The sequence below is a fragment of the Akkermansia sp. BCRC 18949 genome (assembly GCF_045011645.1).
GTDB lineage: Bacteria > Verrucomicrobiota > Verrucomicrobiia > Verrucomicrobiales > Akkermansiaceae > Akkermansia > Akkermansia massiliensis.
Genome location: NZ_CP123619.1, coordinates 2024693 through 2048627, shown reverse-complemented (window position 1 = coordinate 2048627; position 23935 = coordinate 2024693). Strand labels below are relative to the sequence as shown.

General features: G+C 59.6%; 19 protein-coding genes. 11 read left to right on the top strand and 8 right to left on the bottom strand.

Annotated elements, in window-relative coordinates; genetic code table 11:
- Positions 1-209 precede the first annotated feature (209 nt).
- A complete protein-coding gene (locus tag P8A25_RS08555; protein ID WP_215442263.1) occupies positions 210-1823 on the top strand; it encodes a putative Na+/H+ antiporter in 1614 nt (537 codons plus the stop codon).
- A gap of 24 nt (positions 1824-1847) precedes the next feature.
- A complete protein-coding gene (locus tag P8A25_RS08550; RefSeq protein ID WP_102722828.1) occupies positions 1848-2450 on the top strand; it encodes a riboflavin synthase in 603 nt (200 codons plus the stop codon).
- A gap of 223 nt (positions 2451-2673) precedes the next feature.
- Here the strand turns inward: P8A25_RS08550 and P8A25_RS08545 are convergent, their stop codons facing one another.
- From P8A25_RS08545 to P8A25_RS08535, 3 genes are all read right to left on the bottom strand, one after another.
- Positions 2674-3534, bottom strand: a complete 861-nt coding sequence (locus P8A25_RS08545) for a 50S ribosomal protein L11 methyltransferase (protein WP_215442264.1) — start codon at positions 3532-3534, stop codon at positions 2674-2676.
- A gap of 119 nt (positions 3535-3653) precedes the next feature.
- Positions 3654-5513: a 4-alpha-glucanotransferase gene (locus P8A25_RS08540; RefSeq protein WP_215442265.1), complete on the bottom strand. Its 1860-nt coding sequence runs from the start codon at positions 5511-5513 to the stop codon at positions 3654-3656.
- Positions 5514-6089: 576 nt separating this feature from the next.
- A complete protein-coding gene (locus P8A25_RS08535; RefSeq protein WP_180976142.1) occupies positions 6090-6236 on the bottom strand; it encodes a hypothetical protein in 147 nt (48 codons plus the stop codon).
- Positions 6237-6268: 32 nt separating this feature from the next.
- Between P8A25_RS08535 and P8A25_RS08530 the strand changes: the two genes are divergently transcribed.
- Positions 6269-6886 (top strand): hypothetical protein, encoded by a 618-nt coding sequence (locus tag P8A25_RS08530; protein ID WP_102729428.1) that lies wholly within the window; start codon positions 6269-6271, stop codon positions 6884-6886.
- Positions 6887-6998: 112 nt separating this feature from the next.
- Here P8A25_RS08530 and rimO read toward each other — a convergent pair whose 3' ends face one another.
- The gene (gene rimO, locus P8A25_RS08525; protein WP_215442266.1) at positions 6999-8357 is read right to left on the bottom strand and encodes a 30S ribosomal protein S12 methylthiotransferase RimO; all 1359 of its coding nucleotides are present in this window, start codon (positions 8355-8357) and stop codon (positions 6999-7001) included.
- 26 nt (positions 8358-8383) lie between these two features.
- Positions 8384-9820: a nodulation protein NfeD gene (locus P8A25_RS08520; protein ID WP_102729426.1), complete on the bottom strand. Its 1437-nt coding sequence runs from the start codon at positions 9818-9820 to the stop codon at positions 8384-8386.
- Between the two features lie 233 nt (positions 9821-10053).
- On the opposite strand from P8A25_RS08520, the gene dnaG reads away from it, so the two are divergent.
- From dnaG to P8A25_RS08490, 6 genes are all read left to right on the top strand, one after another.
- A complete protein-coding gene (gene dnaG, locus P8A25_RS08515) occupies positions 10054-11856 on the top strand; it encodes a DNA primase (RefSeq protein ID WP_215442267.1) in 1803 nt (600 codons plus the stop codon).
- 59 nt (positions 11857-11915) lie between these two features.
- Positions 11916-14009, top strand: a complete 2094-nt coding sequence (gene rpoD, locus P8A25_RS08510; protein WP_102728279.1) for an RNA polymerase sigma factor RpoD — start codon at positions 11916-11918, stop codon at positions 14007-14009.
- A gap of 38 nt (positions 14010-14047) precedes the next feature.
- Positions 14048-14779 carry a M15 family metallopeptidase gene (locus P8A25_RS08505; protein WP_022396683.1) on the top strand — a complete coding sequence of 244 codons (732 nt, stop codon included), beginning with the start codon at positions 14048-14050 and terminating at the stop codon, positions 14777-14779.
- 95 nt (positions 14780-14874) lie between these two features.
- On the top strand, positions 14875-15927 hold the full coding sequence (locus tag P8A25_RS08500) for a TQO small subunit DoxD (RefSeq protein ID WP_022396684.1): 1053 nt from the start codon (positions 14875-14877) through the stop codon (positions 15925-15927).
- A gap of 182 nt (positions 15928-16109) precedes the next feature.
- Complete coding sequence (locus tag P8A25_RS08495) at positions 16110-16514, top strand: hypothetical protein (RefSeq protein WP_215442268.1); 405 nt, start codon at positions 16110-16112, stop codon at positions 16512-16514.
- 225 nt (positions 16515-16739) lie between these two features.
- On the top strand, positions 16740-17153 hold the full coding sequence (locus P8A25_RS08490) for a hypothetical protein (RefSeq protein ID WP_102729422.1): 414 nt from the start codon (positions 16740-16742) through the stop codon (positions 17151-17153).
- A gap of 14 nt (positions 17154-17167) precedes the next feature.
- Here P8A25_RS08490 and P8A25_RS08485 read toward each other — a convergent pair whose 3' ends face one another.
- On the bottom strand, positions 17168-17794 hold the full coding sequence (locus P8A25_RS08485; protein WP_404838657.1) for a hypothetical protein: 627 nt from the start codon (positions 17792-17794) through the stop codon (positions 17168-17170).
- A gap of 12 nt (positions 17795-17806) precedes the next feature.
- On the opposite strand from P8A25_RS08485, the gene P8A25_RS08480 reads away from it, so the two are divergent.
- Positions 17807-18163, top strand: a complete 357-nt coding sequence (locus tag P8A25_RS08480; RefSeq protein ID WP_404838656.1) for a hypothetical protein — start codon at positions 17807-17809, stop codon at positions 18161-18163.
- Positions 18164-18297: 134 nt separating this feature from the next.
- Here P8A25_RS08480 and rpiB read toward each other — a convergent pair whose 3' ends face one another.
- The gene (rpiB, locus tag P8A25_RS08475) at positions 18298-19986 is read right to left on the bottom strand and encodes a ribose 5-phosphate isomerase B (protein WP_275539869.1); all 1689 of its coding nucleotides are present in this window, start codon (positions 19984-19986) and stop codon (positions 18298-18300) included.
- Between the two features lie 174 nt (positions 19987-20160).
- On the bottom strand, positions 20161-22380 hold the full coding sequence (locus tag P8A25_RS08470) for a carboxy terminal-processing peptidase (protein ID WP_251841015.1): 2220 nt from the start codon (positions 22378-22380) through the stop codon (positions 20161-20163).
- 562 nt (positions 22381-22942) lie between these two features.
- On the opposite strand from P8A25_RS08470, the gene P8A25_RS08465 reads away from it, so the two are divergent.
- Positions 22943-23908, top strand: coding sequence for a phosphatidate cytidylyltransferase (locus P8A25_RS08465; RefSeq protein ID WP_180973745.1), 966 nt, complete (start codon positions 22943-22945; stop codon positions 23906-23908).
- Positions 23909-23935 lie beyond the last annotated feature (27 nt).

Here is a 23935-nt window from a genome sequence, read left to right as displayed (position 1 = left end):
CCTAAGGCGGAGCGCATACCTGCAACTACTATTTTTAAGTTTCCTGTTCAACCTTAAACTCAGGCAGGCATGACAGCCTTTCCCTGCCGCGTGCGCTCCCTTTCAGTTCCGTACGGATTTTTCCGGACTGAACCCGTTCCCGTTAAAAAGCATACAGACTCATTTTCCGCTCGCCGAAAAAAGGGGAGGTGTTTAGTGTGTCCGCAGACATGAGCTGTATTTGTCATTTCTTCAAAGTTCTGGCGCGCCGTGCGGGGCTGCTCACTACCGTGGCTGCTGCCGCCTTTTTTCTGGGTGCATCGGCAGCCGAGGCTTCTGTACAAGTGACGGAACCCGCCTATCCCGCCACGGAGGTGGGCGGGGATTCCCAGTACAGCCATTTTCCCATTCCCCTGAACCAGTACAAGCCCGCTCCGCCGGATGCCAGCCTGATGCAGGTGCTTACGGAACGCAACGAGCAGTCCGGCGGTTTCAACCTGGCCGTGACGCTCGTCTTTATGGGCGCCATTATCCATACCTTCCTGGCAGGGCGGTTTGAACGCTATTCCCACAAGCTGGCCCTGCGCTACAAGGAGAAGCTCAAGGAGACCAACTTCCGCGTGATGCACCCGGAGGAGCGTCTTCCGGTCTCCTTCGCGTCCGCCATCTTCCATTTCCTGGGGGAAGTGGAAGCCGTGTTCGGCATCTGGATCATCCCCTTCATGTTCGTGTGCTGGAAGTATTATTCCTTTGAGGACTTCTCGGCCTATTTGAATTATGACTGCTCCTTCACGGAGCCCATGTTCGTGATGATCATCATGATCATCGCCTCTTCCCGCCCCATCTTCAAGCTGGCGGAATCCGTAGTCAACTACGGCGCCAAACTTGGAAAATCTTCTCCCGGGGCCTGGTGGATTTCCGTGATGACCCTTGCACCCCTGCTCGGTTCCCTGATTACGGAACCTGCCGCCATGACGATCGGCGCCCTGATCCTGAGCAAGAAGTTTTACGATCTCAAGCCGAAGAAGACCCTGATGTACGCAACGCTGGGGCTGCTCTTCGTGAACATCTCCATCGGCGGCACCCTGACGCATTTTGCCGCCCCGCCCGTGGTGATGGTGGCGGAAAAGTGGGACTGGGGCCTTGCGCACATGATCCAGCACTTCGGCTGGAAGGCCGTTTCAGCCATCATCATTTCCAACCTGGCCTACTTCTTCCTCTTCCGCAAGGAGTTTGGCCGCCTGGCCGCCCAGCAGCGCGAGTTCAACGAGTTTGACGACGCCGTTCCCCAGTCCTGGGAAGACCGCAATGACAAGATTCCGGTGTGGGTGACGCTGGCGCACGTCTGCTTCCTGACCTGGACGGTCCTCTTCGCCCATGAACCGGTCATGTTCATCGGCAGTTTCCTCTTCTTCATCGGCTTTACGGTGGCCACTCCCCAGTACCAGAACCAGATGTCCCTGCGTGTTCCCATGATGGTGGGCTTCTTCCTGGCGGGCCTGGTCATTCTGGGCGGCGTCCAGGCCTGGTGGCTGGAACCGGTGCTGATGCGGCTGGGGGACTACGCCATGATCGGGGCCACGCTGCTGACGGCGTTCAACGACAATGCCGCCGTCACCTTCCTGGCGTCCACGGTTCCCAACCTGCCGGAAGCCGTCAAGTATTCCGTGGTGGCCGGCGCCGTGACGGGCGGCGGCCTGACGGTAATCGCCAACGCCCCCAACCCGGCGGGGCAGGCCATTCTGGGCAAGTACTTCAAGGGCATCAATCCCCTGTGGCTGTTTGCCTGGGCGGCTTTTCCCACCGCCATCGTGTTCATCTTCTTCACCTGCTTCGGCCATTAAGGGCCGGAACCGGAGCTTACTCTTATGTTTACCGGACTCGTTGAAACAACAGGAACCGTGGAAGGGTTTACGCCCATCAACGGCGGAGCCAGACTGACGCTGATTATTCCATTCGGCCATGAACTTTCCCTGGGGGATTCCGTCGCCGTCAACGGTTGCTGCCTGACGGTGGACGCCCTGGACGGTGAGCGCGTCTCCTTTGACCTGCTTTCCCAGACCCTCCGCGTCACCAGCCTGGGAAACCTCCAGCCGGGGGGGCTGGTGAACCTGGAACGCGCCATGTCCGCCATGGACCGCTTCGGCGGCCACTTCGTGATGGGGCATGTGGACAATACCGGAACTATTACGGCCCTGGAGCCCGTGGGGCAGGACCACCGCCTGGAAGTGCGCATTCCGGATGAACTGGCCCGCTACTGCATTGACAAGGGCTCCATCACCATTGACGGCATTTCCCTGACGATTGCGAATTTGAACGGCTCCCTGCTTGAATTCTGGATCACGCCCCATACCTTCGGACGCACGAACCTGCAACGCGCCGTTCCCGGCCAGCCGGTGAATCTGGAAGTGGACATGCTGGCCAAGTATGTGGAAAAGCTGTTCGCCGCCCGTGAACATGCGGAGGGCTAGTTTTTTCCGTGAGGGGAAGTGAAATGTGGAATCCGCAGGAATTGGCGTGTTTTTCCTGCCGGTAACCCGTACGTCTTCCCCTTTCCCGTAAAAATGCGTTCACCTGGGAGCCAGGGCCTCCCCAGACTGGGGGAAGACGCGTTGCCGGGAGTGGGAGGCGTGGTTCCGGCAGAGGAGGAACGATGTGTGGAGAGCCGAATCAGGAAATGCGGAACGGCTTGTTTTACTTGACCATCCCTCCCTTGGCCGTGACCCATTTGCCGCGCTTGACGGCCCGTTCAAAGGACAAGCCGTGACGCTCCGCCGCCGCCTTCGTTTCTTCCCACTGGGAGGCCAGAATGCCGGAGATGACCAGGACGGCATCCTTTTTCATGGCCGCGATAATGTGCGGAAAGGCTTTTTGCAGAATGGTGGAAAACAGGTTGGCGACGACAAGGTCCCCCTTCTGAAGTTCCGAGGGCGTCCATTCGAAAACGTCCCCGACGAATAAATCAAGCTCTTCTCCGGTGACGTCATTGCGTTCCATGTTGTGCCGTGCCACTTCAATGGCCATGGGGTCAAAGTCGAAGGCCGTGGCGTGTTCCGCTCCTAGCTTCAGCGCCGCAATGGCCAGCACGGCGGTTCCGCAGCCGATGTCCGTCATGCTCCAGCCGGTTCCCCTGCGGGATTTGGCAGCGTCACAGATGAAGCGCAGGCAGGTGGACGTAGTGGCATGGTCTCCGGTCCCGAAGGCCATTTCCGCAGGAACGCTCAGGATATGGCGCGCAGGGAATTGCTTCCGCAGGGCGGCCAACTTCTCCGGAGAACTCTGCTCCGTAATGACCAGGGCATCCCTTATTTTAAGCGGAGCGCGTTCTTCCCGGCTCTGCGCCGCCACCCAGTCCCGGGTTTTGATTTCCCGGACGGTCCCCCCAAAATATTCCTTCAAGGTCAGGGCGTCTTCCTCATGGTCGCAGTAGACGGTGATTCTGATGGTCTTGCCCCCCTTGATGATGGTGATGGAGGCATTGGGATTTCCGGCAATGCGTTCACTCCACGCGTCTTCCCATTTGGCGGGGGACAGTTTGTTCCAGCTCCAGGTCATGCGGGGAGTATGGTTGCTTTTCCGGCAGGAGGCAAGGACGGATGCAATGGAAAGAACAGTTGAAGGAAAGGCCATGAAGCGGGGCAGGGGCTTGCGGCGCTCCGGAAACTGGCCGGAACTTACAGGGATTTCCCGTTGGGCCACATCAGCATCCGTTTCAGGAAGCGTTCGTTGTTGACGGTGACCTTCGGGAAGAGGCGCCTGCTGGATTCCTTGAGCGCCCTGATGGCGTCTTCTCCCTGCAGCGGCGCGCGGTCCGAACCGCTGATGACGGTGCGCAGCCATGCGGTCTGGGGCATGTCATAAGCTTCCACGGCCTTGAAGGGCATGCGTTCCCTCCAGTTGGTGCCTCCCGTGGTGCCGGGGATGTTCAGGCGCTTGTTGACGTCAAAGAGGGCAGGCCAGAGAATGGCCGCGTAACGGGAGTTGGAACGGAACAGGGCATTGTACATGGCCGTCTTGATTTCCAGGTTCCAGTAGGAGAGCCAAGTGTCCGGCTGCATCCCGGCGAAGTCCGCAAACCATTTCAGCAGGCGCGCTCCGTCCTCCGCCTGGCGCACGATGTTTTCCTGTTCCGGGTTGGACGGCGTTTTGGGAGAGATTCCCTCCCACAGACCCAGCTTGCGGGCACGCTCGATTTTGGCGTAGCTGTCGTTCCAGGTCTGCATGATGGTTTCAAAATCATGCGTGCCGAATGCCGCGAAGGAGCATTCGTGATATTCCTTTCCGGGGATGATGTTGCCGTCCGGTTTGATTTCCCAATGGGGAATCTTGAAGCCGGGAATGTCCAATTGGCGCATGTTCGGGCGCACGTATTCCGGCACGCAGCCCAGGTCTTCCCCCACCACGCTGACGCCGGGGGCGGCAGAGATCAGGAGGCGAAGGTACAGGTCTCCGTCCGTCAGGTTCAGGTTGCGGTCCACGGCGTTGTCATCCCCGCGGGGCTTGAAGCCGGGCAGCCTGCCGCCCGTTCTCTGGGCCGCCTGCTCCAGCGTGAGCGGCAGGAAGACCTCGTTTTCCGTAGGCTTCCACGGGAAGGAGTAAATGCGGTAAAAGCCCAGGATATGGTCAATCCTGTACATGCTGAAAATCTTGGTGCAGTATTTTACCCGGCGCCGCCACCAGGCGAAGTTGTCCTGGGCCATGACTTCCCATTTGTACAGGGGAATGCCCCAGTTTTGCCCCCATTTGCCCGTGAAGGGGTCTTCCGCGTAGTTGCCTTCCGCAGGAGCGCCTCCGCACCAGTCCGTATCAAACAGGTAGCGTTCAAAAAAGACGTCCGCACTGCACAGGGAAACGCCGATGGGGATGTCCCCCATCAGTTTCACGTTGCGTTCGTCCGCATAAATCCGGATGAATTCCCATTGCTTTTCACAGAGCCACTGGAGCCAGCGGGCAAAGTCCTTTTCTTCCTCGTAATCGGCGGCGATGGTTTTGGCCCGGGCCGGGTCCTGCTCCGGCCAGTGCCACCAGATTTCCGTGCCGAACAGGTCGCAGAGAACCTGGAAGCAGACAAAGTCTTCCAGCCAGCTTCCCTGTTCCTTCACCCATTCCCTGAACTTGGGCATGATGCCCTCATATTCCGGCTTGGTTTTGAAGTTGTTCCATGCGCCCCGCAGAATCCACATTTTCCAGAACCTGACCTTGGGGTAGTCTACCATGTTCGGGCCGGAGGGCTGTTCCCACGGCAGCGTGTCCCCGGTTTCATTGAATACGCGTTCTTCCAGGCCGGGGATGGTCCAGGGTTCCAGGGAAAGGTACAGGGGTTCCAGAGCCACGGAGCTGATGGCGGAATAGGGGGAAGGGTTTTCGTCCCGGCCCAGGGCGTTGACGGGCAGCAATTGGAGAAATCCCACGTGGGCATCCGCCGCCCAGTCAATCCACTGGCGCAGAGCCGTCAGATCCCCGATGCCGTGGTCGTTGTTGCGGCGCAGGGAGAACAATGGCAGAACTACGCCGGCTAATCTCTTCTCATCCATAACAGAACAAATGCTTGAACGGTTCCCCCGGATGGAACTGTGCCAAACGTGGGAACCGCAGGTGGCAGAATAGCATTGCCGGGAGGAATGCGGCAAGCCTAATACGTTGCCTTTGCGCCATGATTTGAGGTTTCCCCGGGAAGAGAGCGGGGAAGGGAATCCGTAAGGACGGCCTGTTTTTCCCCGCCTGGGGAACCGCTTACTTTTCCCGGCCCCGGCTGCCTGCCGGGAGCGTGTTTCAGGGATGGAATAGGTTCCGCTGCGGGGAACAGCATGATGGCCGGGGTTCCCTGTTTGTTGATGGAAAATCCCGGTCTCCGCTTTTTTCCGTCTTCCTTCCATGAAGTGAAGGGGCCCGGCAGGAGTCGGGCATGATTTCTTCCGCCCTGCGGATTTTGTATTTGCAGAGCGGCGTGGAGAAGTAATCGAAGCAGGCGCCGGACCCGCGGCAGGACAAGGGAGGGGGCTCCGTCCGAGTCATCAGGGGACGCATCAGAGTGCTGCCCTGGGTTTCTTTTGCCTTCATCATGCAGCATGACGAAACAATCAGGAAAAGCGCCGGGAAAAATCCCTTGATCATTTGGAAGTGATGTTGATATGCCGCAAGCCTGTACGGAAGTTTTCTTGACTGTCCAGCACGAAGGAACGCTTATTGGCGGGAAAGCCGGGATTTTTCTTGTTGAAACGGCATCCTGCATCAACAGGCGCAAATTCTGCTTCCATCCGCAATCTGTGGCAGTTAAGATACCCGGCAAATGAAATTGGCATTTCTCCCTTCCGCTCTGCTGGTGCTGCTGGCTTCCTGTGGTCCGAACAAGCATTTGAATGCCTGGGACCGCCAGAGTTCAGCGCTGGATCCCGTAGGCATCACTTCCAAGAAAATGGCGGCCAAGAACAAGGCGGACCAGGCATTTTACAAGCCGGGGGAATCCGTTACGTTCAAGAAGGAAAAAATGATGGTGTTCGAGCAGAATCCGGAGAATAATTTTTCCACGAGCGGAACCGTCAGGGGCGGCGTGAAAACCGGGAAGGTGCTGGTTTGCGGTGATTTGTTCGCCAAGGTTGAGTTTGAGGACGGCAGCCAGGGCTACGTGAGCCTGTCGGAAATCGTCAATCCGCAGGAAATGATGGGCTTTTATCCCGTCACCGCTCCCGACATGGTCGGTCCGGACGGAGCCCTGCTTCCGTTGCCCGCGAACATGGGCGCCGTCAGTCCGGAAGCCGCTGCGGCTTCCCGCGAACTGGATTTGTCCCGGATGAATACTTCCCTGGTCCCCGTTCCGGATTCCGCTTCTCCGTCACCTTCGGGAGCCGCACCGCAGGAAGCCCCTCCGGCCAGTGCGCCTCTCCCGGAATCAAGCGTGAAACAATAAGCGCCTTTGGCTCAGATGCCGGAGATGAGTGATAAGGGATCAGATATATCCCGGCTTGCGCCGTGCCTGTCGCTCTTGTCCCTGATGCTCCCATCCAGCCGCCCGCGGAATTTTATTCCGCCGTCAGTTCATACGCCACGGCATCCGTTACGGTGACGGTGGCGAATTCGCCGACGGGCAGCGTCAGGGGGACGGAAACGGTGCCGTCGATGTCCGGGGCGTCCCATTCCGTTCTGGCAACGCCGGGAGCGTCCACCAGCACGCGGATTTGCCTGCCGATCTGTTCCTGGCCCGTTTCCGAGGCAAGGCGGGTCAGGAGCATGGTGGCTTCATTGTAGCGGCGCGCCTTGGTGCGGTGGTGCACCTGGTTCGGCATCTTGTAGGCCTTCGTGCCTTCCTCCCGTGAGAAGGTGAAGATGCCGGCCCGTTCAAAGCGGAACTCCTCAATGAACTCCATCAATTCCTGATGGTCGTCCTCCGTCTCTCCGGGGAATCCGGTGATGAAGGTGGTGCGGATGGCGATTCCCGGAACGGCCTTCCGGATGTCCCGCAGGAGGTTGCGGATGTAGTCCCCGTCCGTCACGCGCTGCATGGCGCTGAGCATGTTGCCGGAAATGTGCTGAAGGGGGATGTCCACGTAGCGGGCCACCTTGGGGCTTTCCGCGATGGCGGCGGTCAGTTCGTCGCTCCAGTGGGCGGGGTGGGTGTAAAGAAGCCTGATCCAGAATTCCCCTTCAATGGCGTTCAGGGCGCGGATCAGGGAGGCCAGGGACTCTCCGCGGGAGGAATCCACCGCGCTGCGGCGGTTCGGGCGCGCATCCGTCCATTTGTCCATGCCGTAGTAGGTAATGTCCTGCGCAATGAGGCAGATTTCCTTCACGCCAGACCGGATGAGGGCTTCCGCTTCACGCACCACGTCCTGCTGGGAGCGGCTGCGGTGGCGTCCCCGGATCATCGGGATGATGCAGTAGGCACAGCCGTGGTTGCAGCCTTCCGCTATCTTGATGTAGGCCGTATGCGGGGGAGTAAGGCGGTAGCGCGGCGTGTCCCAGTCCGGAACATACTTGCACTTGCCTTGGATGAAGTTCCGGTCCTGCACGGTCCGGTCCATCACCTCCGTGATGATTTCCGGGAGCCTGGTGATCTGGTCCGGGCCGATGAAGGCGTCCACCTCCGGCAGCAGGGCGGGCAGTTCCTTCTGAAAGCGCTGGGACAGGCAGCCTGCCACGATGAGCTTCTGGTTTTCCGGATAGGCTCCGCTTTCCCTGGCGCGCACGACGTCCAGAATGGCGTCGATGGCTTCCTGCTTGGCCTGGTCAATGAAAGCGCAGGTGTTGACCACCATCACGTCCGCCAGCTCAGGTTCCGGAGTCATGGTCATGCCGGCCTTCTGCATGTGGCCGATCATGATTTCAGAGTCGATCAGGTTCTTGGGGCAGCCCAGGGAAATGAGTCCAACGGTGAGAGGCATGGCAGTGAGTGAAAAGCGTGATGGCGTCAGTCCCCGGAGGGGGATTCGTCCTTGACGACGACGAGGTCGAACGGACGGATGTCCACGACGCGCACAGGGGTACCCTTAATCAGTATGCCTTGTCGAGAGAAAACCTCGCATATTTCGCCATGGATCATGGCCTTGCCGTTGGGCTTCAGCTCCGTGACGGCGTTCCCCCGGTCGCCTACCTGCACGCGCGCAATGTTGACGGCTTCCCCGGCGGGGCCGCCGCTGACCGTGGCGTTCGTGACGCGGCGCATCAGGACGGAGTCCGGCAGGTACTTCATCAGCACGGCGATCAGGATGGCGCCCCCGGTCAGGCCCAGGGCCAGTTTCAGGAGGGGGATGCCCAGGACCATCGCCAGCGTGTTGACGTCGTCCCACTGTCCGTCCCGGATGATGTGGTCCCATTCCCAGGAGCTGATCATGCCGCCGAACAGGGCCAGGAAGATGCAGATGCCGCCCGCAATGGCCGCAATGAAGGTGCCCGGGATGACGAAGAATTCCACGCACAGCAGGACCACGCCCAGAATGAGCAGAGCCGCCGTTTCATAACCGGCCAGGTTCCCGGCGATGTTGTTGCCGAAGAAGAACAGGGCAAACGCGGCAATGGCCACGATGCCGCCGATGCCGAACCCAGGCGTCTTGAATTCCATGTAGATGCCGCCGATTCCCAGCAGGATCAGTATGGGGGAGGCCCACGCAATCCAGAGGCCGATGCGTTCAAAGGCGGTGGGTTCCGCCGTGACCGTGGGGGCGTCCACCTTCTCCTGAGCCAGCAGGTCCGTGACGGAGGTGGCCGTTCCCTGGGCCAGCAGGGGCCTGCCGTCTTCCAGCCGCGTGGCGGCCTCCTTGCCCGTCAGGGTCAGGAGTGCGCCTTTTTCCAGCTTGACGGGGCCGAATTGCTGCTCCTGGTCGGAAGGGATCATCATGGCCTTCACTACTTCCGGGCGGTAGCCCTTTTCCGTTACCACGGAGCGGGTGAAGGCCCAGAAGGCGCTTTCCGCCTTCTTGCGCATGACGGGGTCCATCTCCTCCCCGGAGGAGGTGATGATGCCCGCCGCGCCGATGGAGGAGACGGGCGCCATGTAAATCTTGTCGCACGCCGCGGAGATGAGCGCCCCGGCGGACATGGCCTTGGGATTCACGTAGGCGTAAGTGGGGATGGTCAGCGGCTGGATGCTTTTCATCATCATCTCGCTGGTTTCCCAGGCCAGGCCGCCGGGCGTGTTCAGGTCAAACACCACGGCGCGCGCCTGTTCCTCCTGCGCCCGCTTCAGGATGCGGTTCATGAAGCCGAAGCTCTGCTTGCTGGTCAGGGAGTCCTCCCCCACCGGAATGACCACTACCCGGTCGCGGAAGGATTCCTCCGCGGCCGCCCGGAACGGGGAGCCGGCAAACAGGGCCAGCAGAGCCAGCAACAGAAGGTGAATGTGCTTCATGCAGACAGGCTAACACGTTCCGCGCCCGCGCTCAATGGGGAAATGCGTTCCGTGCGGACGGGGAGGCCGGATGCCGCCGCGCCGTTTCACCCGGTTTTCCTGAGGGAACACGGGAGCTCCTCTGTTTTTCCAGTGCGCGCCCGGTTGTTTCCTCCCCCTGTTTTCCTGTGAATGGCGTCCTGATTCTGTCTTCTTGTGCACCCGGCGGGGCTGTGATAGACTGGCCGCGCCTTATGGGAAGGATTGATGAAGACAGCATCCGGCGCGTTCTGGAAGCCACTGACATTGTAGATGTGGTGGGTTCCTATCTTTCCCTGAAAAGGGCCGGGTCCCGGTGGAAGGCGTGCTGCCCGTTCCATAATGAGAAGACGCCTTCCTTCATCGTGGACCAGACCCGGCAGAACTTCAAATGCTTCGGCTGCGGGGAAGGGGGATCCGCCATCACCTTCGTGATGAAGATGGAAAACCTGGGCTTTGCGGATACCGTGCGGCGGCTGGCGGAAAAAGCCGGCATTACCCTGGTGGAGGAAGTGTATGACGCCGCGGAGGAAAAGCGGCGCAAGGCGCGCACGGCCCTGCTGGTGGCCCATAAGAAGGCGGCCGAGTTTTTTCACAGGCTCCTGCTCCGCTCCCCGAAGGCGGCGGAGGCCAGGGCCTACCTGAATTCCCGCGGATACGGGGCGGACATGGCGAAGCGCTGGCAGGTGGGCTGGGCTCCTGATTCTTCACGGGAGTTCCTGGCCTGGGCGCGTAAGGAGGGGTTTCCGGACCAGGTTTTGATAGATTCCGGCCTTGCCAACCGCGGAGAGCGCGGGGACCTGTACGCCCGGTTCCGGGACAGGCTGATGTTCCCCATTAACAATGTGTACGGGGAATGCGTGGCGTTCTCCGGACGAATTCTGCGGCCCCAGGAAAACGTGGGCAAGTACGTCAACTCCCCGGAAACGTCCATTTTCAAGAAAGGGGATGTGGTGTTTGCCCTGGACAGGGCGCGCGGTCCCATGGGGAAGAGCGGCAAGGCCCTGCTGTGCGAAGGGCAGCTTGACGTCATCGCCTGCCATGAGGCTAGCATTTCCTTTGCCGTGGCTCCCCTGGGAACGGCGTTCACGCCGGAGCACGCCAGAACGCTTTCACGCTATGCCTCCCGCATTGTCGTTTGTTTTGACGCGGACAAGGCGGGCATGGCGGCGGCGGACCGCGCCTTCCGGGAGCTGGCCCCATTCGGCAAGGATGTTTACCTGGTGAATCTTCCGGAGGGGGACGATCCGGACTCCTTCATGAAGAGGGAAGGGAAGGAAGCGTTTTCAGAGATGGTGGAGCAGGCCCGTCCTTTCTTTGAGGTCCGCATTGAACGCGCCAAGGAACGCGGCCTGCTGACTGACGCCGCCGCCAGCGCCGCCTTTGCCCGTGAGATGACGGCTCTGCTGGCCTGCATGAGCGACCCCGTGGCCCGCGACCTGGCAACGGCGGACGTCGCCACCAGGATGCGCACGACCGTGAATGACCTGCGGAGTGCCGTCAGGACGGCCGGACGCCGCAAGGGAAGGGAACAGGCACAGTCCGCGGACCGTGCGGCGGCTGCGGAAGTTTCTCAGACGCAGCCCCCCGTGAAGATGGACCGCGCCGTGGCCGTGCTTTGCGAGTTGTCCCTCCAGAACGCCCGTGCCCAGGGGCTCATCGTGGACCGTATTGAAGAATTGCTGGAGCCGATGCGGATGCTGCAAGGGGGGGGGATCCTGAAAAAAATCCTGGCACGGCTTCCTTCTCCGGACAGTCCCGCGGCCATTCAGGCTTTTCTGGCGTCCCTGCCACAGCCGGAACGGGATGCCCTGAACCTGCTGAACCTGGACCCGGTGCCCATCCCCGATGTGGACCGGAGCGTCCAGGAAGCCTGCTCCGGCATTGCGAAGGCGGCCCTGGAAAGGCATATCGCGTCCCTGATGGCGGAATTGGCGGACCCCTCCACGGACGCCGCCAGAAGGCTGGAATTATCCAAACTTAGTGTTGACTTGAAGCGTTTGCTGGGTACAATGTAGTGCCTCGATACCTCCGGGTATTGATATAATGGTGAATTGTGCCCTCTTCTTTTCAAGATATGTCCAAATCCGGTGACCCATCCTCCTCTTCTCCCAAGAAGACTTCCGCCAGCAAAAAAGCTTCTGAATCCAAGGAAAAAGTAGCATCCAAGCCTGCCGCAAAAACTTCCAAAACCACTTCCAAGGCAGCCCCTGCCAAAAAAGCCCCCGCCAAGGCCGCCGCTCCGGCGGCTAAAAAGCCCGTTGCCGCCAAGCCCGCAGCGGAAAAGAAAGCCCCGGTGAAAAAGGCGTCTCCGGCCCCTGCCGCCGGGAAGGCCGCAGTACCCGCCAAAAAGGCTCCGGCAAAGGCGCCCGCGGCCGCACCGGCCAAGAAAGCCGCCGCTCCCGCCGCCAAGAAGGCTCCTGCCAAGCCGGCGGAAAAGAAACCCGCCGAAAAGAAGGCCTCCAAGCCTGCCGCTAAGGCGGAAGCTCCCAAGAAGTTGAGCGAAATCCTGGAAGAGGAACGCAAGAGGGCCGCCAGCCGCAAGGTCACGAATCCGATTGACGCCCCGGAAATCCAGGAAAAAATCCGTGAACTGATCAAGCTCGCCAAGGAGCAGGGCTACCTGACTTTTGACGACATCAATGACTCCCTTCCCAACGACATCGTTGACCAGCAGGACTATGAGGCCATCATGGACCGCCTGCGCAGCATGGCGTTTGACATCATTGACGCGTCCGACGTGGACAGCTACACGGACCGCACCCGCATCAACACGGAGGAAGAAGACGAGGAGGAAAAGCTTGAAGCCAAGATGGACATTCTGGACGACCCCGTCCGCATGTACCTGAAGCAGATGGGCCAGGTTTCCCTGCTCACCCGTGAAGAGGAAGTGGCCATCTCCAAGAGGATTGAGGATGCGGAACAGAACGTCCAGCGCTGCGTGCACCGCTTCGGCTTCATTGCGAACGCCTATCTGGACGTGGCCTACCGCCTGCTGGACAACGAGGAACGCTTTGACCGCGTCATCCTTGACAAGAAGATCGACTCCCGCGAACGCTACATGAAGGGGCTGGCCCAGCTCTGCGCCCAAATCCAGCAGACCCATCAGGACGCTTCCAGCGCCTTCCGCAAGCTGTACCGCAGCAAGGAGGCCGCCAAGTCCGTGAAGGCCCGCCAGGCGGAGTTTGACAAGATCACCGGCGTTCTGGTGAAGCTCTTCGGCCGCCTGTACTTCAAGCACAAGGTGATTGAGGATTTCTGCTCCATGATTGACGAGGCCCGCGACCGCGTGCTCCGCATGCAGAAGAAGGTAGCCCAGGACCCGTCCAACAAGGAGCTCAAGGAACACCTTGCGGAACTGGAACTGCGCATGTGGATGACTGCGGATGAAATGGGGGAAGCCTATCAGGAGCTCCGCAAGTGGCTCCGCGAAGCCCGCCGGGCCAAGGACGAGATGGTGGAAGCCAACCTGCGCCTGGTCATTTCCATTGCCAAGAAGTACACCAACCGCGGCCTTTCCTTCCTGGACCTCATTCAGGAGGGCAACATGGGCCTGATGAAGGCGGTGGAAAAGTTCGAATACCGCCGCGGCTACAAATTCTCCACGTATGCCACCTGGTGGATCCGCCAGGCCATCACCCGCTCCATTGCGGACCAGGCCCGCACCATCCGCATTCCCGTGCACATGATTGAAACCATCAACAAGCTGATGCGCGTTCAGAAACAGCTGGTGCAGGAATACGGCCGTGAACCTACGCCGGAGGAAATCGCGGAGGAAATCCACCTGCCCGTGGAACGCGTGCGTTCCGTGCTGAAAATGGCCCAGCAGCCCATTTCCCTGCAAGCCCCCGTAGGGGATTCCGACGACACCTCCTTTGGTGACTTCATTGAAGACAAGGCGGCGGAAAATCCCATGGAGGAAGCCTCCTTCTCCTTCCTGAAAGAGAAAATCAAGGATGTGCTGGACACCCTTACGGACCGCGAGCGCGAGGTTATTGAACAGCGCTTCGGCCTCCGGGACGGCAGCCCCCGCACCCTGGAGGAAGTGGGGCGCCAGTTCAGCGTCACGCGGGAACGCATCCGCCAGATTGAGGCCAAGGCCCTCCGCAAGCTGCGCCATCCCACGCGCATCAGCAAGATCAAGGGATTCCTGGAAATGACGGAATCCTGACCGGATTTGCGCCGCATGCCGTGCTACGCTCCGTGGTCATGAAGACCTGCGTGGCCGCGGCATGCGGCATTTTCATTTTACTGGCTTCCTGCTCAGGCAGCGGGGAATTCAAGCCCTCTTTCAACCAGCCCCTCCAGCCCGTGATGCAGCCGGGCTTTGTGTACGTGGACCAGGTGGCCCCGCTGGTGAAGACCAACCTGAAGTATGCCGGGTATGACAATTTCGTGGGGCGTCCGCTGGACGGCTACCACGGCAGGCGCGCCATCCTGCGCACCCAGACGGCGCACGCCCTGAAAAAAGTCTCGGAAGACCTGTACAGGCAGGGCTACCTGCTGGAAATCTATGACGCCTACCGCCCCCACACCGCCGTGCTGGACATTTGCAAATGGGGCGCGGACGCCGGAGACCAGAAGATGAAAGCCCGGTATTACCCGAACATTGACAAGGCCAAGGTGTTCGGGGACCACTACGTGCGCGACTTCTCGGAACATTCACGCGGCGTGGCTGTGGACGTCTCCCTGCTGTATGCCAAAACCGGAAAGCCCGTGGACATGGGCGGCCATCATGACTTGCTGGACCCCAGTTCCGCTACGGACACCGCGCTGGTAACCCCGGCCCAGCACCGGAACCGGATGATTCTGAAAAAGGCTTTTGAAAAGCAGGGGTTCGCCAACTATTCTCCGGAATGGTGGCACTACCGCCTGCTGAATGAACCCGCGCCCTCCCTGCATTATTACTTCCCGGTGTGGGACGGCATGGCCTCCCGGTAAATCTTTGACGCGTCCGCTGTCACGGACCGGGCATTTTATCCTTTGATTTTTTTCCGACGGAAATAGGATGGCGGAATACTGAAGAATTTGACCAGATGAAAGAAGAACATTCCCATGATTCCGCCGTGCAGCCTGAAGCCTACCGCTGGGCTGCCGTAATGGCCCTCCCTCTGCGTCTGGTAGTAGGCTGGACGTACTTCTCCGCGTTCTGGCGCCGCCTGGTGCTGGAAAACAAGCTGATTCCGGATGATCCGGGATACATCGGCGTCAAATTCAACCACTTCCTTCCTAATGCGCTGGGAATCAAGCCGGTCATTGAATATCTGGTGACGCACCCGTCCGAACTCTGGTGGTTCATGGTGGCGTTTACCATCATTGAATTCCTGGTGGGGCTGATGCTCATGCTGGGGCTGCTGACGCGCCTGGCGAGCGTGGGCGTTTTCTGCCTGGCGCTGGGCATTCTGCTGGGTTCCGGCTGGCTGGGAACCACTTGCCTGGACGAATGGCAGATAGGCATTCTGGGCATGTGCGCCGGACTGCTCCTGTTCCTGACCGGGGGCGGTTCCTGTTCGCTGGACGGCAGGCTTTCCAAACTTCCGTGCTGCGCGCGCCGTTCCTCCCTGTTTGCCTGGGTGGGGTCCGGTCCGCTGCCGCTGGGATACGGCCGCATGGCCCGCGTTTCCATCTGGGGAGCCGTGTTCATGATGCTGGTCACGCTAGGAACCAACCAGTTCTTTCATGGCGGCGTATGGGGGCCGCTCCATAACAAATCCGTGAAGCCCCTGCTGGAAGTCAGCGGGGCCTCCCTGTCCGGGCAGGAATTGCGCTTCAACGTATTCCGCACGGAAGGCGTGGATACCTACGGCTCCTTCCTCGTCCGCATCAGGCTGACGGACGGCCAGGGCAACACCCTGTGGAAAATGGAGGCGGACCAGCTTTCCGCGCTTCCCCCCTCCGCTATGGAGAACGCTTATCTGGCAAAGGTCAAGCCGGGCGCCTTCGGGCTGGTCGTTCCGCTGGGGGCCAGGGCCGGCGTAACACTCCCCGCCGCGCTTTCTGCGGTTCCGGAAGGTCCTCTTTCCGTAGTGCTGACGGATGTAAGCGGCAAGGAATGGTCGGCCCCGGTCCGGAAGGCCGGCGGCGTATGAGCGGCCCCGGAAGAAGGAGAAAGGCGGGATAAAAGGAAAGAATTCCCGGTTGGGGATTCTTTCCGGAGGTGGCTATGTTTGTCCGTGCCGCGCTGTTTTTCATCTTCGAGAGCTTCTTTGTTTCAAAGCGATACGTTCCTTTCCATCTTGACAGAATGAAGGGAGGGGATAAAAGGGGAGTAATGAAAACTACCCTGATCATACTTTGTTTCGCCTGCTTTTCGGCCGTTTCCCCGGCGGAAGAAACCTTGAAATCCCTTCTCAAGGAAAGGGAACAGCTTTTATCCAGCATGGCTGAACTGGCGCAGGAACAGTACAAGTCCGGCATGGTTCCCTGGGAGGAAGTGACCCGGGCCAACTTGAACTTGCTGGAATTCCGCCGAAACAACGCCGGATCTCTGAAAGAAGCCATCGCCGTCCAGAAGGAACTGGTCAAGTATCTGGAGCAGCTCTTTCGGGATGCGGAAAAGGCCTATGCTTCCAGCGTGGGAGATAAAATGATGGTTCTCAAGGGCCGGGACGCATGGCTTGCCGCCAAGTGCACCTTGCTGTCCATGGAGAGCCGTTTGGGAGGGGAAGGGAAGTAGCCGGAAGCTGCGGCCGCACGGTGGCGGTATAAACGGCATTTGTTCATGCCGGTTTTTTCCATGCCGCTGAAAGGCGCGCATGGCTGTTGTGAATGATGGTTCCCCGTATTGGGAAAGCCCCTGTTTTCTTTCCGGACGCGGGAGGCCAGGGTATTCGTGCAGCGTTTGCCGCTGGACGCGTCCTTTCCGGATGCGGCGGCAAACCGCAACCCATGTTGAAACATCATGTCTGACGAGAACAATAATGATTCATCCTTCCATTTTCCGGAATCGGATGAAAAGCAGTTCCTGGAAAAAATGGAACGGCTGGAAGGCAAGCTGGATGATCTGGAGCAGCAAGTGCTCCAGGCTCTGTCTGAAGTGGAAATCCCGAATACCTGGCTGGAGGAATGGGAGAAGTTTACGAACTCTGCGCCTGAACCCGGCGAACGGGAAATCAGGAAATGGGTGGAAACCCAATTGGGCAAGCTGAAGGGGTTTGAAGCCCTGGACCAACTGGAACAGAACCAGATCGCGTCTCTATACCAGGACGCTCTCCTGTTCTCCCGGGAGATTTTGTCCAGAAAAGAGCAATTGGGCGGCACGCTGACGGATGAAGAACGTGATGTGCTGAATTATATTCAAAATTCAATTCGATAAATACCATGACTCCATTACTTCATCTCAGGCACTTGTTTGACTTTATAGCAACCAGGTATTTTTCCCGCCAGGATGGAAGGCGCAGGCTGGATGCCTTTCTCGTTCAGGAAGGCCATGCGGCGCTTCCTCATTATAATTATATCATGGAAAGACTTTCGGGGTTGCCTCTGACCCGGCATTCCGCTCTGGTCCAGATATTGGCCGGCATTGTGACGGCGGTGATAAGTTGCCGCCTCCATTACAGGGACAATACGCATTATCCTGCCCGCATTCCCACTTGGATCACTTTTTCCCGGTATGCCTACCTTGATCCGGGAGCCGGAGGGTATCTGATGGGAATGGCGCCGCATCCGGACGCAGCCCTTCTGCCAGGCGTTCCATTGTCCTCCCTGAATCATGCCTTCTCTCCTTTTGGCGGTGCAACCGGGTACGATCCCGTTAGTGGGCATGTACATGTGCGCCATGGGTTTAATGCCTACATCAAGTGCTCGGGCAATAACATTTATGTTGCCTTCCGGGGGACGGATACGGGACATTGGGGTGTCTTGGTTCCCAATGTATTGACGGATATTTTCCAGTTGTATTCCTGTGACATTTGCTACGTTAGGGCGGCGGGACTGATTCGCCATTTGTTGAATCATGTGCCGGGAATAGTGTCCTTGCAGGCCACCGGGCATTCCCTGGGCGGCGGCATGGCCCAATTCGGGGTGGCGGCCAATGTAGGGTCTCCTCTCCCGGTTGGCGGCGTCGCGGTGAATGCTGCGGGATTGTCCGGTAATTCCTTGCAGGCGCTGGGTGCAGACCGTTTGGCGGCCGCTGCCGGCGTCTTGGACCATATAACCACTTGCTGTGATCCGGTCAGTACGTATGGCGGAGGATTGGTGGGCGGCCGGTACCGCATCCCCAGGCAGAACGCGCCCCTTTCCAACGGCCATGGCATTGCCGATGTAGCCGCCTGTTATATGGCGGCTACAGGGGGTGGGGGAAACATTCCGGCAGATCCTCGCTAGTGTACCGGAGGGAGTTGAACGCGGAAAGGGATGCTCCTTGAAGCAGCTCCCGGCACTTCCCTCTTTTCTTGTGAAAAACGCAAGCCGTCCCATTGCCAGCAATGGGACGGCTTGAACGTGAAAAAGCAATTTGATTAGTGAGGCAGGCGGAAGTTGCGGTTGAAAGCGGAGACTTCCTCCTTGAGCTGGGCGAAGCCGTCCGGGTTCGGGCAGACCTGGTCGCCTACGTACAGGGCCAGGGCGCGGGCAATGAATTCCGCTACCTGTTCCACGTCTTTTTCCTTCATGCCGCGGGTGGTCACGGCGGGCGTACCGATGCGGATGCCGGAGGGCTTCATGGGGGAACCCGTGTCAAACGGGATGGCATTCTTGTTCACGGTGATGCCCACGCGGTCCAGGGCTTCCTGCGCGTCCGCCCCGTTGATGCCCTTGTTGCGGAGGTCCACCATGAATACGTGGTTGTCCGTGCCGTTGGAGACGACGCGGAAGCCGAGTTCCGCCATTTTGGCCGCCATGGCCCTGGCGTTTTTCACGACCTGGGCCGCATAGTCCTTGAATTCGGGTTTCAGCGCTTCCCCGAAGCAGGCCGCCTTAGCGGCAATCACGTGCATGAGAGGGCCGCCCTGCATGCCGGGGAAGACGGCGGCGTCAAGCTTCTTGGCGTATTCCTCCTTGCAGATTACGAAGCCGCCGCGCGGGCCGCGCAGGGATTTGTGCGTGGTGGAGGAGACGAAGTCCGCATAGGGAACCGGGTTCGGATGCTGTCCGCCGGCCACCAGGCCCGCGATATGGGCCATGTCCACGAACAGGTAGGCGCCGCAGGCCTTGGCGATCTGGCCCATGCGTTCAAAGTCGATCGTGCGGGAATAGGCGCTGGCTCCGGCCGTGATCATCTGCGGCTTCACTTCCAGGGCCAGTTTTTCCAGCGCGTCATAGTCGATGGCTTCCGTTTCCTGGGATACGCCGTAGTGAACTACGTTGTACAGCTTGCCGGAGAAGTTCGCGCGGTGGCCGTGGGTGAGGTGGCCGCCGTGGGAAAGGTCCATCGTAAGAATGGTGTCGCCGGGCTTCAATACGGAGAAGTAAACGGCCATGTTGGCCTGGGAGCCGGAGTGGGGCTGCACGTTGGCATGGTCCCCGCCGAAGATTTTCAGCACGCGGTCAATGGCAAGCTGTTCCACCTTGTCCACTACCTCGCAGCCGCCGTACCAGCGCTTGCCAGGATAGCCTTCCGCGTATTTGTTGGTCAGCAGGGAGCCCTGGGCTTCCCGGACGGAGGGGGAGGCGAAGTTTTCAGAGGCGATCAGCTCAATGTTGTTGCTTTCGCGGCGGCCTTCCTCCTGGATGAACGCGGCCAGTTCGGGGTCCGTCCATTGCAGGGGGCTGCCGGAGGATTTGACGACGCGGCGTTCATGGCGGCCGCCTTCAAAGTCCGCGTGCAGCCATGCGTCCAGCACGTCTTCCACGCTTTCATTGTCCACATAGGCGGAGGCCAGGCACAGCAGGTTGGAATCGTTGTGCTGGCGGGAAAGGGCCGCGGCGGGGGCCGTGCGGCAGAGGGCGGCGCGCACGCCCACCCAGCGGTTGGCGGCGATGCTCATGCCGATGCCGGACCGGCAGATGAGGATGCCGCGGTCGTTGGTACCGTCAGCAATGCTGCTTGCGACTTCATTGGCGTAGTCGGAATAATCGCAGGAATTCTTGGTCATGGTACCCATGTCGGTCACTTCATGGCCCCATGCCTTGAGGAGTTCTACTACGGTTTCCTTGAGGTCGACTCCGGCGTGGTCCGCGCCGATGGCAATTTTATATGTCGTATTCATGATGGTGCTCATTGCTGACGGGCAAAGATACTGCCTTATTTCACCCCGGCTGGCAAGTCCCGGATTCATTCCGGCACGTTCCGGAAGGAGCGGCGGCCGCCTTTTACCCCGGAAAAAAGGGCCCCGGTTCCTGGAGGAAACCGGGGCGAGGGGGAAGGAATGGGGAAGGGACCGTTATTTTCCGGAGGATTCCAGCTTCAACATGTCCTGGACGATGTTGATGCCTTCGCGGAGTTCCGGGTCAAGGCCGGAGGGATATTCCGGGGAGTCGTCCAGTTCCGCCGTGGGGTCTTCCGCCAGGTGCATGAACTGTTCGTTGTCCTTGTCCGGGTCCGCCAGGGGAAGCTCCTTGGCGTTGACGTCGTCCAGCGTCAGGCGGTAAATCTTGTACTTGGTGGCGTCTTCCTTGGCCATTTCCGCAAAGCGGCCCTTGCGTTCCTTGTTGATGGATTTGCGGCGCTCTTCCAGCGTGGAGTTTTCCTGTTCCCGCGTCTTCTTGTTCAGGGAGAGCTTGTTGTCCTTGATGCGCTGCTTCATCATGGCGATGTCTTCCCTGGCAATCTGGAGGTCGCGGTCTTTTTCCACGCGCTTCGCGCTGGCTTCCTTCAATGCGGGCAGCATGGCCGTGATGGAGGAGTCCTTTTTGTAATTGGTGCAGGGCGTGATCTGGTCATAGGGCATCGCGTAGTCCAGAATGTCTTCCCCCAGTTCAAACGCCGCCGTAGCGGTGGGAAGCTGAATGTCGCTCTCCACGCCCTTGAGCTGGGTGGAGCCGCCTGCCACGCGGTAGAATTTCTGGGTGGTGACTTTCAGCAGGCCGGCACGGTCCCTGGCTGCAAAGAAGGGCAGGTACTGGCCGATGTCCACCGGCTGCTGCACGGAACCCTTCCCGAAGGTGGAGTCATCCCCCACGATCACGGCGCGGCCGTAGTCCTGGAGGGCCGCGGCCAGAATTTCAGAGGCGGAGGCGCTGAGCTTGTTGATGAGCACCACAATGGGGCCGTTGAAAAGCTTCTGGCGGTTGTGGGCGGATTTGATGTCCACGTTGCCCCGGGTGTCCTTGATCTGCACCACGGGGCCGTTCCCGGTAAAGAAGCCCGTCATCAGGCGCACTTCCTCCAGGGAACCGCCGCCGTTGCTGCGCAGGTCAATGACCAGGCCGTCCACGTTTTCCTTGTTCATCCGTTCCAGGATTTTTTTGACGTCCTTGGCGCAGCGGCGGTCGCCGCCTTCCATGTCCGCATAGAAGGAGGGAAGGCTCAGCACGCCGATGCGGTTCTGCCCTTCCGGCGCTCCGGTGAGTTCGATGATTTCGCCTTTGGCGAGTTCGTCCTTCAACGGCACCTTGGAGCGGGTCAGCGTGATGATCTTGGCCTGTCCGGGAGCGTCCGCCGGTTCCACCTTCAGGCGCATCTGGGTGTTTTCAGCCCCGCGGATCATGTCCACCACCTTGTCCAGCTTCAGGAACAGGATGTCCACCATTTCTCCGGAGTTGTTGGAGTCAATGGCCACGATGCGGTCGTTCAGCTTGAGCTCTCCGGATTTGTCAGCCGGACCGCCCACGACGATACCCGTGATTTTGGTGGAGCCGTCGTCTTCACTGCCCAGCAGGGCGCCGATGCCGGTGAGCTCCGTGCCCATGGAAATCTTGAAGCGGTCCACCTGGCGGGCGCCCATGTAGTCCGTGTGCGGGTCATAGGTCATGGCTACTGCGCTGAGCAGGGTTTCCGCCACGTCTTCCAGGTCCGTTTCCTGAATGTTGCGCTGGATGCGTTCATAACGCATGAGCAGTTTTTCCTCCGCAGGCTTTTCATTGGCCAGCGGGTCGGGCTTGTTCTGTTCCTTCGCCAGGCGCGCCACGGTTTCACGGCGCAGGATTTCAGACAGGAGCTGTTCCTCCACCATGTCTTTCCAGACCTGCTGCATTTCCGCCTCATCCTTGGGCCACGCGGCGGTCTTGCGGCGGGAGCGTTCAATGGACCGGTCCTTGTCAAAGGTAAAGCCGCCTTTTTTCAGCAGGTCCCGCGCATAGGCGATGCGCTGCATGGCGCGCTGCCGGTACAGGGCGTGCATGGCCTGGGCCGCGTCCATCATCTGGCCGGACATCAGGTAGTCGTCCAGTTCCCTGCCGTATTTCTTCTTGAGGGCGTCCACGTCCTGCTGGGTGAAAAATATCTTGTTGGGATCTACCTTGCGCAGGTAGGTTTCCAGGAATTTTCCGGACAGTTCGTCGCTGAATTCCTTGCGGGAGAAGTGGAAGTTCTGGAGCAGGAGGGACATTTGCTTGCCCACCTGGTTGAAGTCCGTGGCCGCGGAGGCGCAGGAGGTGATGGCGGCTGCGGCCAGGGCCGAGAATGCTGTAAGTCGAATCCAACGGAATGAGTGCATGTTCATAACGGAAAAGGGTGCGGTTTTCTCCATCAGGGAAAAAAAGCTAGTGCTGGGATGTGAGTGTTACTGATTTGTAGGTGATTGTCTATCTTATAAAACGTCCACATGACGCTATTTTACGCGCCGGGTTTCCGGAAGGGGGAAAGGGACTGCCGGAGGGCGGAAGAACCCCCGTCCGTCCGGAAGGAACGGCATCCGGCGGGGTTGCAATCCTCTGCGGATGCAGGGCGCAGGAGAGAGGAAGAAAGAGGCAAATTCATTAGTGGACAAATACACCATAAAGTTTGAAATTCTGTGCGGAAGTCCGGCATTTGTCATATTGGGGCCGTACAGGAAGGAGAACGCGGTTTCCGGAGGCTTTTTCCCGTGCGCCGTAGCGCCGCCCGCTTGACGGCAGCCTTTTTCTTTTTCCGCCGCCGCATTTCTCCCGGAGCGGGGAAGGCATTCCTTCCTTGTCAGCGGCGGGGGAGGGCCGGACGGGGCGCGGATGTTTCCAGTATGGCCGCCGCGGGGAAAGGAGCATTTCAGGATTGAGGTCACGGAGGTTTTCTGTACACTTCGCGTGATGATGAGAACACCGAACCAGGACAAGAAGCCTTCCGGAAGCAAAATGGGCGTTCTGCTGCAGCGTTCATTCAGCACCGTGGTTCTGCTGGGTTTGCTGGCGGGGGCCCTGTGGTGGGACCGTGAACTTGGGTATTACGGGCTGGTCTGCATCTTCTGCATCCTGGCCTCCTGGGAATGGAGGCACATGCTGCTGCGTTCCAGAAAAGCCTCCCAGCCGAACCTGAGCTTTCTTTTCGGCGCGGCGTATCCCGTGCTGCTGTCCTGGGCGTGCTACGTGACCAAGTTCCGGGAAATCGCCCCTACGGAGAATGCCCCGTTCCTGATTCCCCTTCCTCTTCTGGTGGCGCTTGCCGCCCCGGTCCTTCTGGTCGTGATTTCCTTTATCCGTGAAATGAAGTATCCGGTGGTGGGAAGCCGGGCACTCCGTTCCGTCGGGACCACGCTGCTTTCCTTCATTTATCCCGGCTGGCTGTTCGCCTTTGCCATTCTGGCCCTGCATCTGGCCTATATGAGGGTAGGGTATGTTTATCCGTCCATCGTCATGTGCGTGCTATGGGTCATTCTGGTGACGAAGATGGCGGACATTTTTGCCTATGTCAGCGGGTTCCTGCTGGGAGGCCGCATTTTTTCACGCAGGCTCATTCCCCACATCAGCCCCAAGAAGACGTGGGAGGGCATCCTCGGTTCCTGGGTGCTGACGAATGCGGCGGCCATCGGGCTGGTTTTCCCGATGTTCAGGGTCTCCGTCCTGTCCATGCCCCAGATGCTGGTGCTGGTGGGCTGCGTCTCCTTCATTTTCCTGCTGTCCGTTTACGGGGACCTGGCGGGCTCCCTGGTGAAGCGCAGCCTGGCCATCAAGGATTCCGGCTCCCTGCTGCCGGGGATAGGCGGCATTTTTGATTTGATTGACAGTCCTTCCTTTACCGTGCCGTTCTTCTGGTTCCTGCTGGCCTGCATCGGTTGAACGGCCCGGGCATGAACGGATTCCCCT

Coding starts and splice junctions, on each gene's coding strand:
- P8A25_RS08555 (WP_215442263.1), top strand. CDS start 210: ATGAGCTGTATTTGTCATTTCTTCAAAGTTCTGGCGCGCCGTGCGGGG.
- P8A25_RS08550 (WP_102722828.1), top strand. CDS start 1,848: ATGTTTACCGGACTCGTTGAAACAACAGGAACCGTGGAAGGGTTTACG.
- P8A25_RS08545 (WP_215442264.1), bottom strand. CDS start 3,534: ATGACCTGGAGCTGGAACAAACTGTCCCCCGCCAAATGGGAAGACGCG.
- P8A25_RS08540 (WP_215442265.1), bottom strand. CDS start 5,513: ATGGATGAGAAGAGATTAGCCGGCGTAGTTCTGCCATTGTTCTCCCTG.
- P8A25_RS08535 (WP_180976142.1), bottom strand. CDS start 6,236: ATGGAAGCAGAATTTGCGCCTGTTGATGCAGGATGCCGTTTCAACAAG.
- P8A25_RS08530 (WP_102729428.1), top strand. CDS start 6,269: ATGAAATTGGCATTTCTCCCTTCCGCTCTGCTGGTGCTGCTGGCTTCC.
- rimO (WP_215442266.1), bottom strand. CDS start 8,357: ATGCCTCTCACCGTTGGACTCATTTCCCTGGGCTGCCCCAAGAACCTG.
- P8A25_RS08520 (WP_102729426.1), bottom strand. CDS start 9,820: ATGAAGCACATTCACCTTCTGTTGCTGGCTCTGCTGGCCCTGTTTGCC.
- dnaG (WP_215442267.1), top strand. CDS start 10,054: ATGGGAAGGATTGATGAAGACAGCATCCGGCGCGTTCTGGAAGCCACT.
- rpoD (WP_102728279.1), top strand. CDS start 11,916: ATGTCCAAATCCGGTGACCCATCCTCCTCTTCTCCCAAGAAGACTTCC.
- P8A25_RS08505 (WP_022396683.1), top strand. CDS start 14,048: ATGAAGACCTGCGTGGCCGCGGCATGCGGCATTTTCATTTTACTGGCT.
- P8A25_RS08500 (WP_022396684.1), top strand. CDS start 14,875: ATGAAAGAAGAACATTCCCATGATTCCGCCGTGCAGCCTGAAGCCTAC.
- P8A25_RS08495 (WP_215442268.1), top strand. CDS start 16,110: ATGAAAACTACCCTGATCATACTTTGTTTCGCCTGCTTTTCGGCCGTT.
- P8A25_RS08490 (WP_102729422.1), top strand. CDS start 16,740: ATGTCTGACGAGAACAATAATGATTCATCCTTCCATTTTCCGGAATCG.
- P8A25_RS08485 (WP_404838657.1), bottom strand. CDS start 17,794: ATGATTCAACAAATGGCGAATCAGTCCCGCCGCCCTAACGTAGCAAAT.
- rpiB (WP_275539869.1), bottom strand. CDS start 19,986: ATGAATACGACATATAAAATTGCCATCGGCGCGGACCACGCCGGAGTC.
- P8A25_RS08470 (WP_251841015.1), bottom strand. CDS start 22,380: ATGAACATGCACTCATTCCGTTGGATTCGACTTACAGCATTCTCGGCC.
- P8A25_RS08465 (WP_180973745.1), top strand. CDS start 22,943: ATGATGAGAACACCGAACCAGGACAAGAAGCCTTCCGGAAGCAAAATG.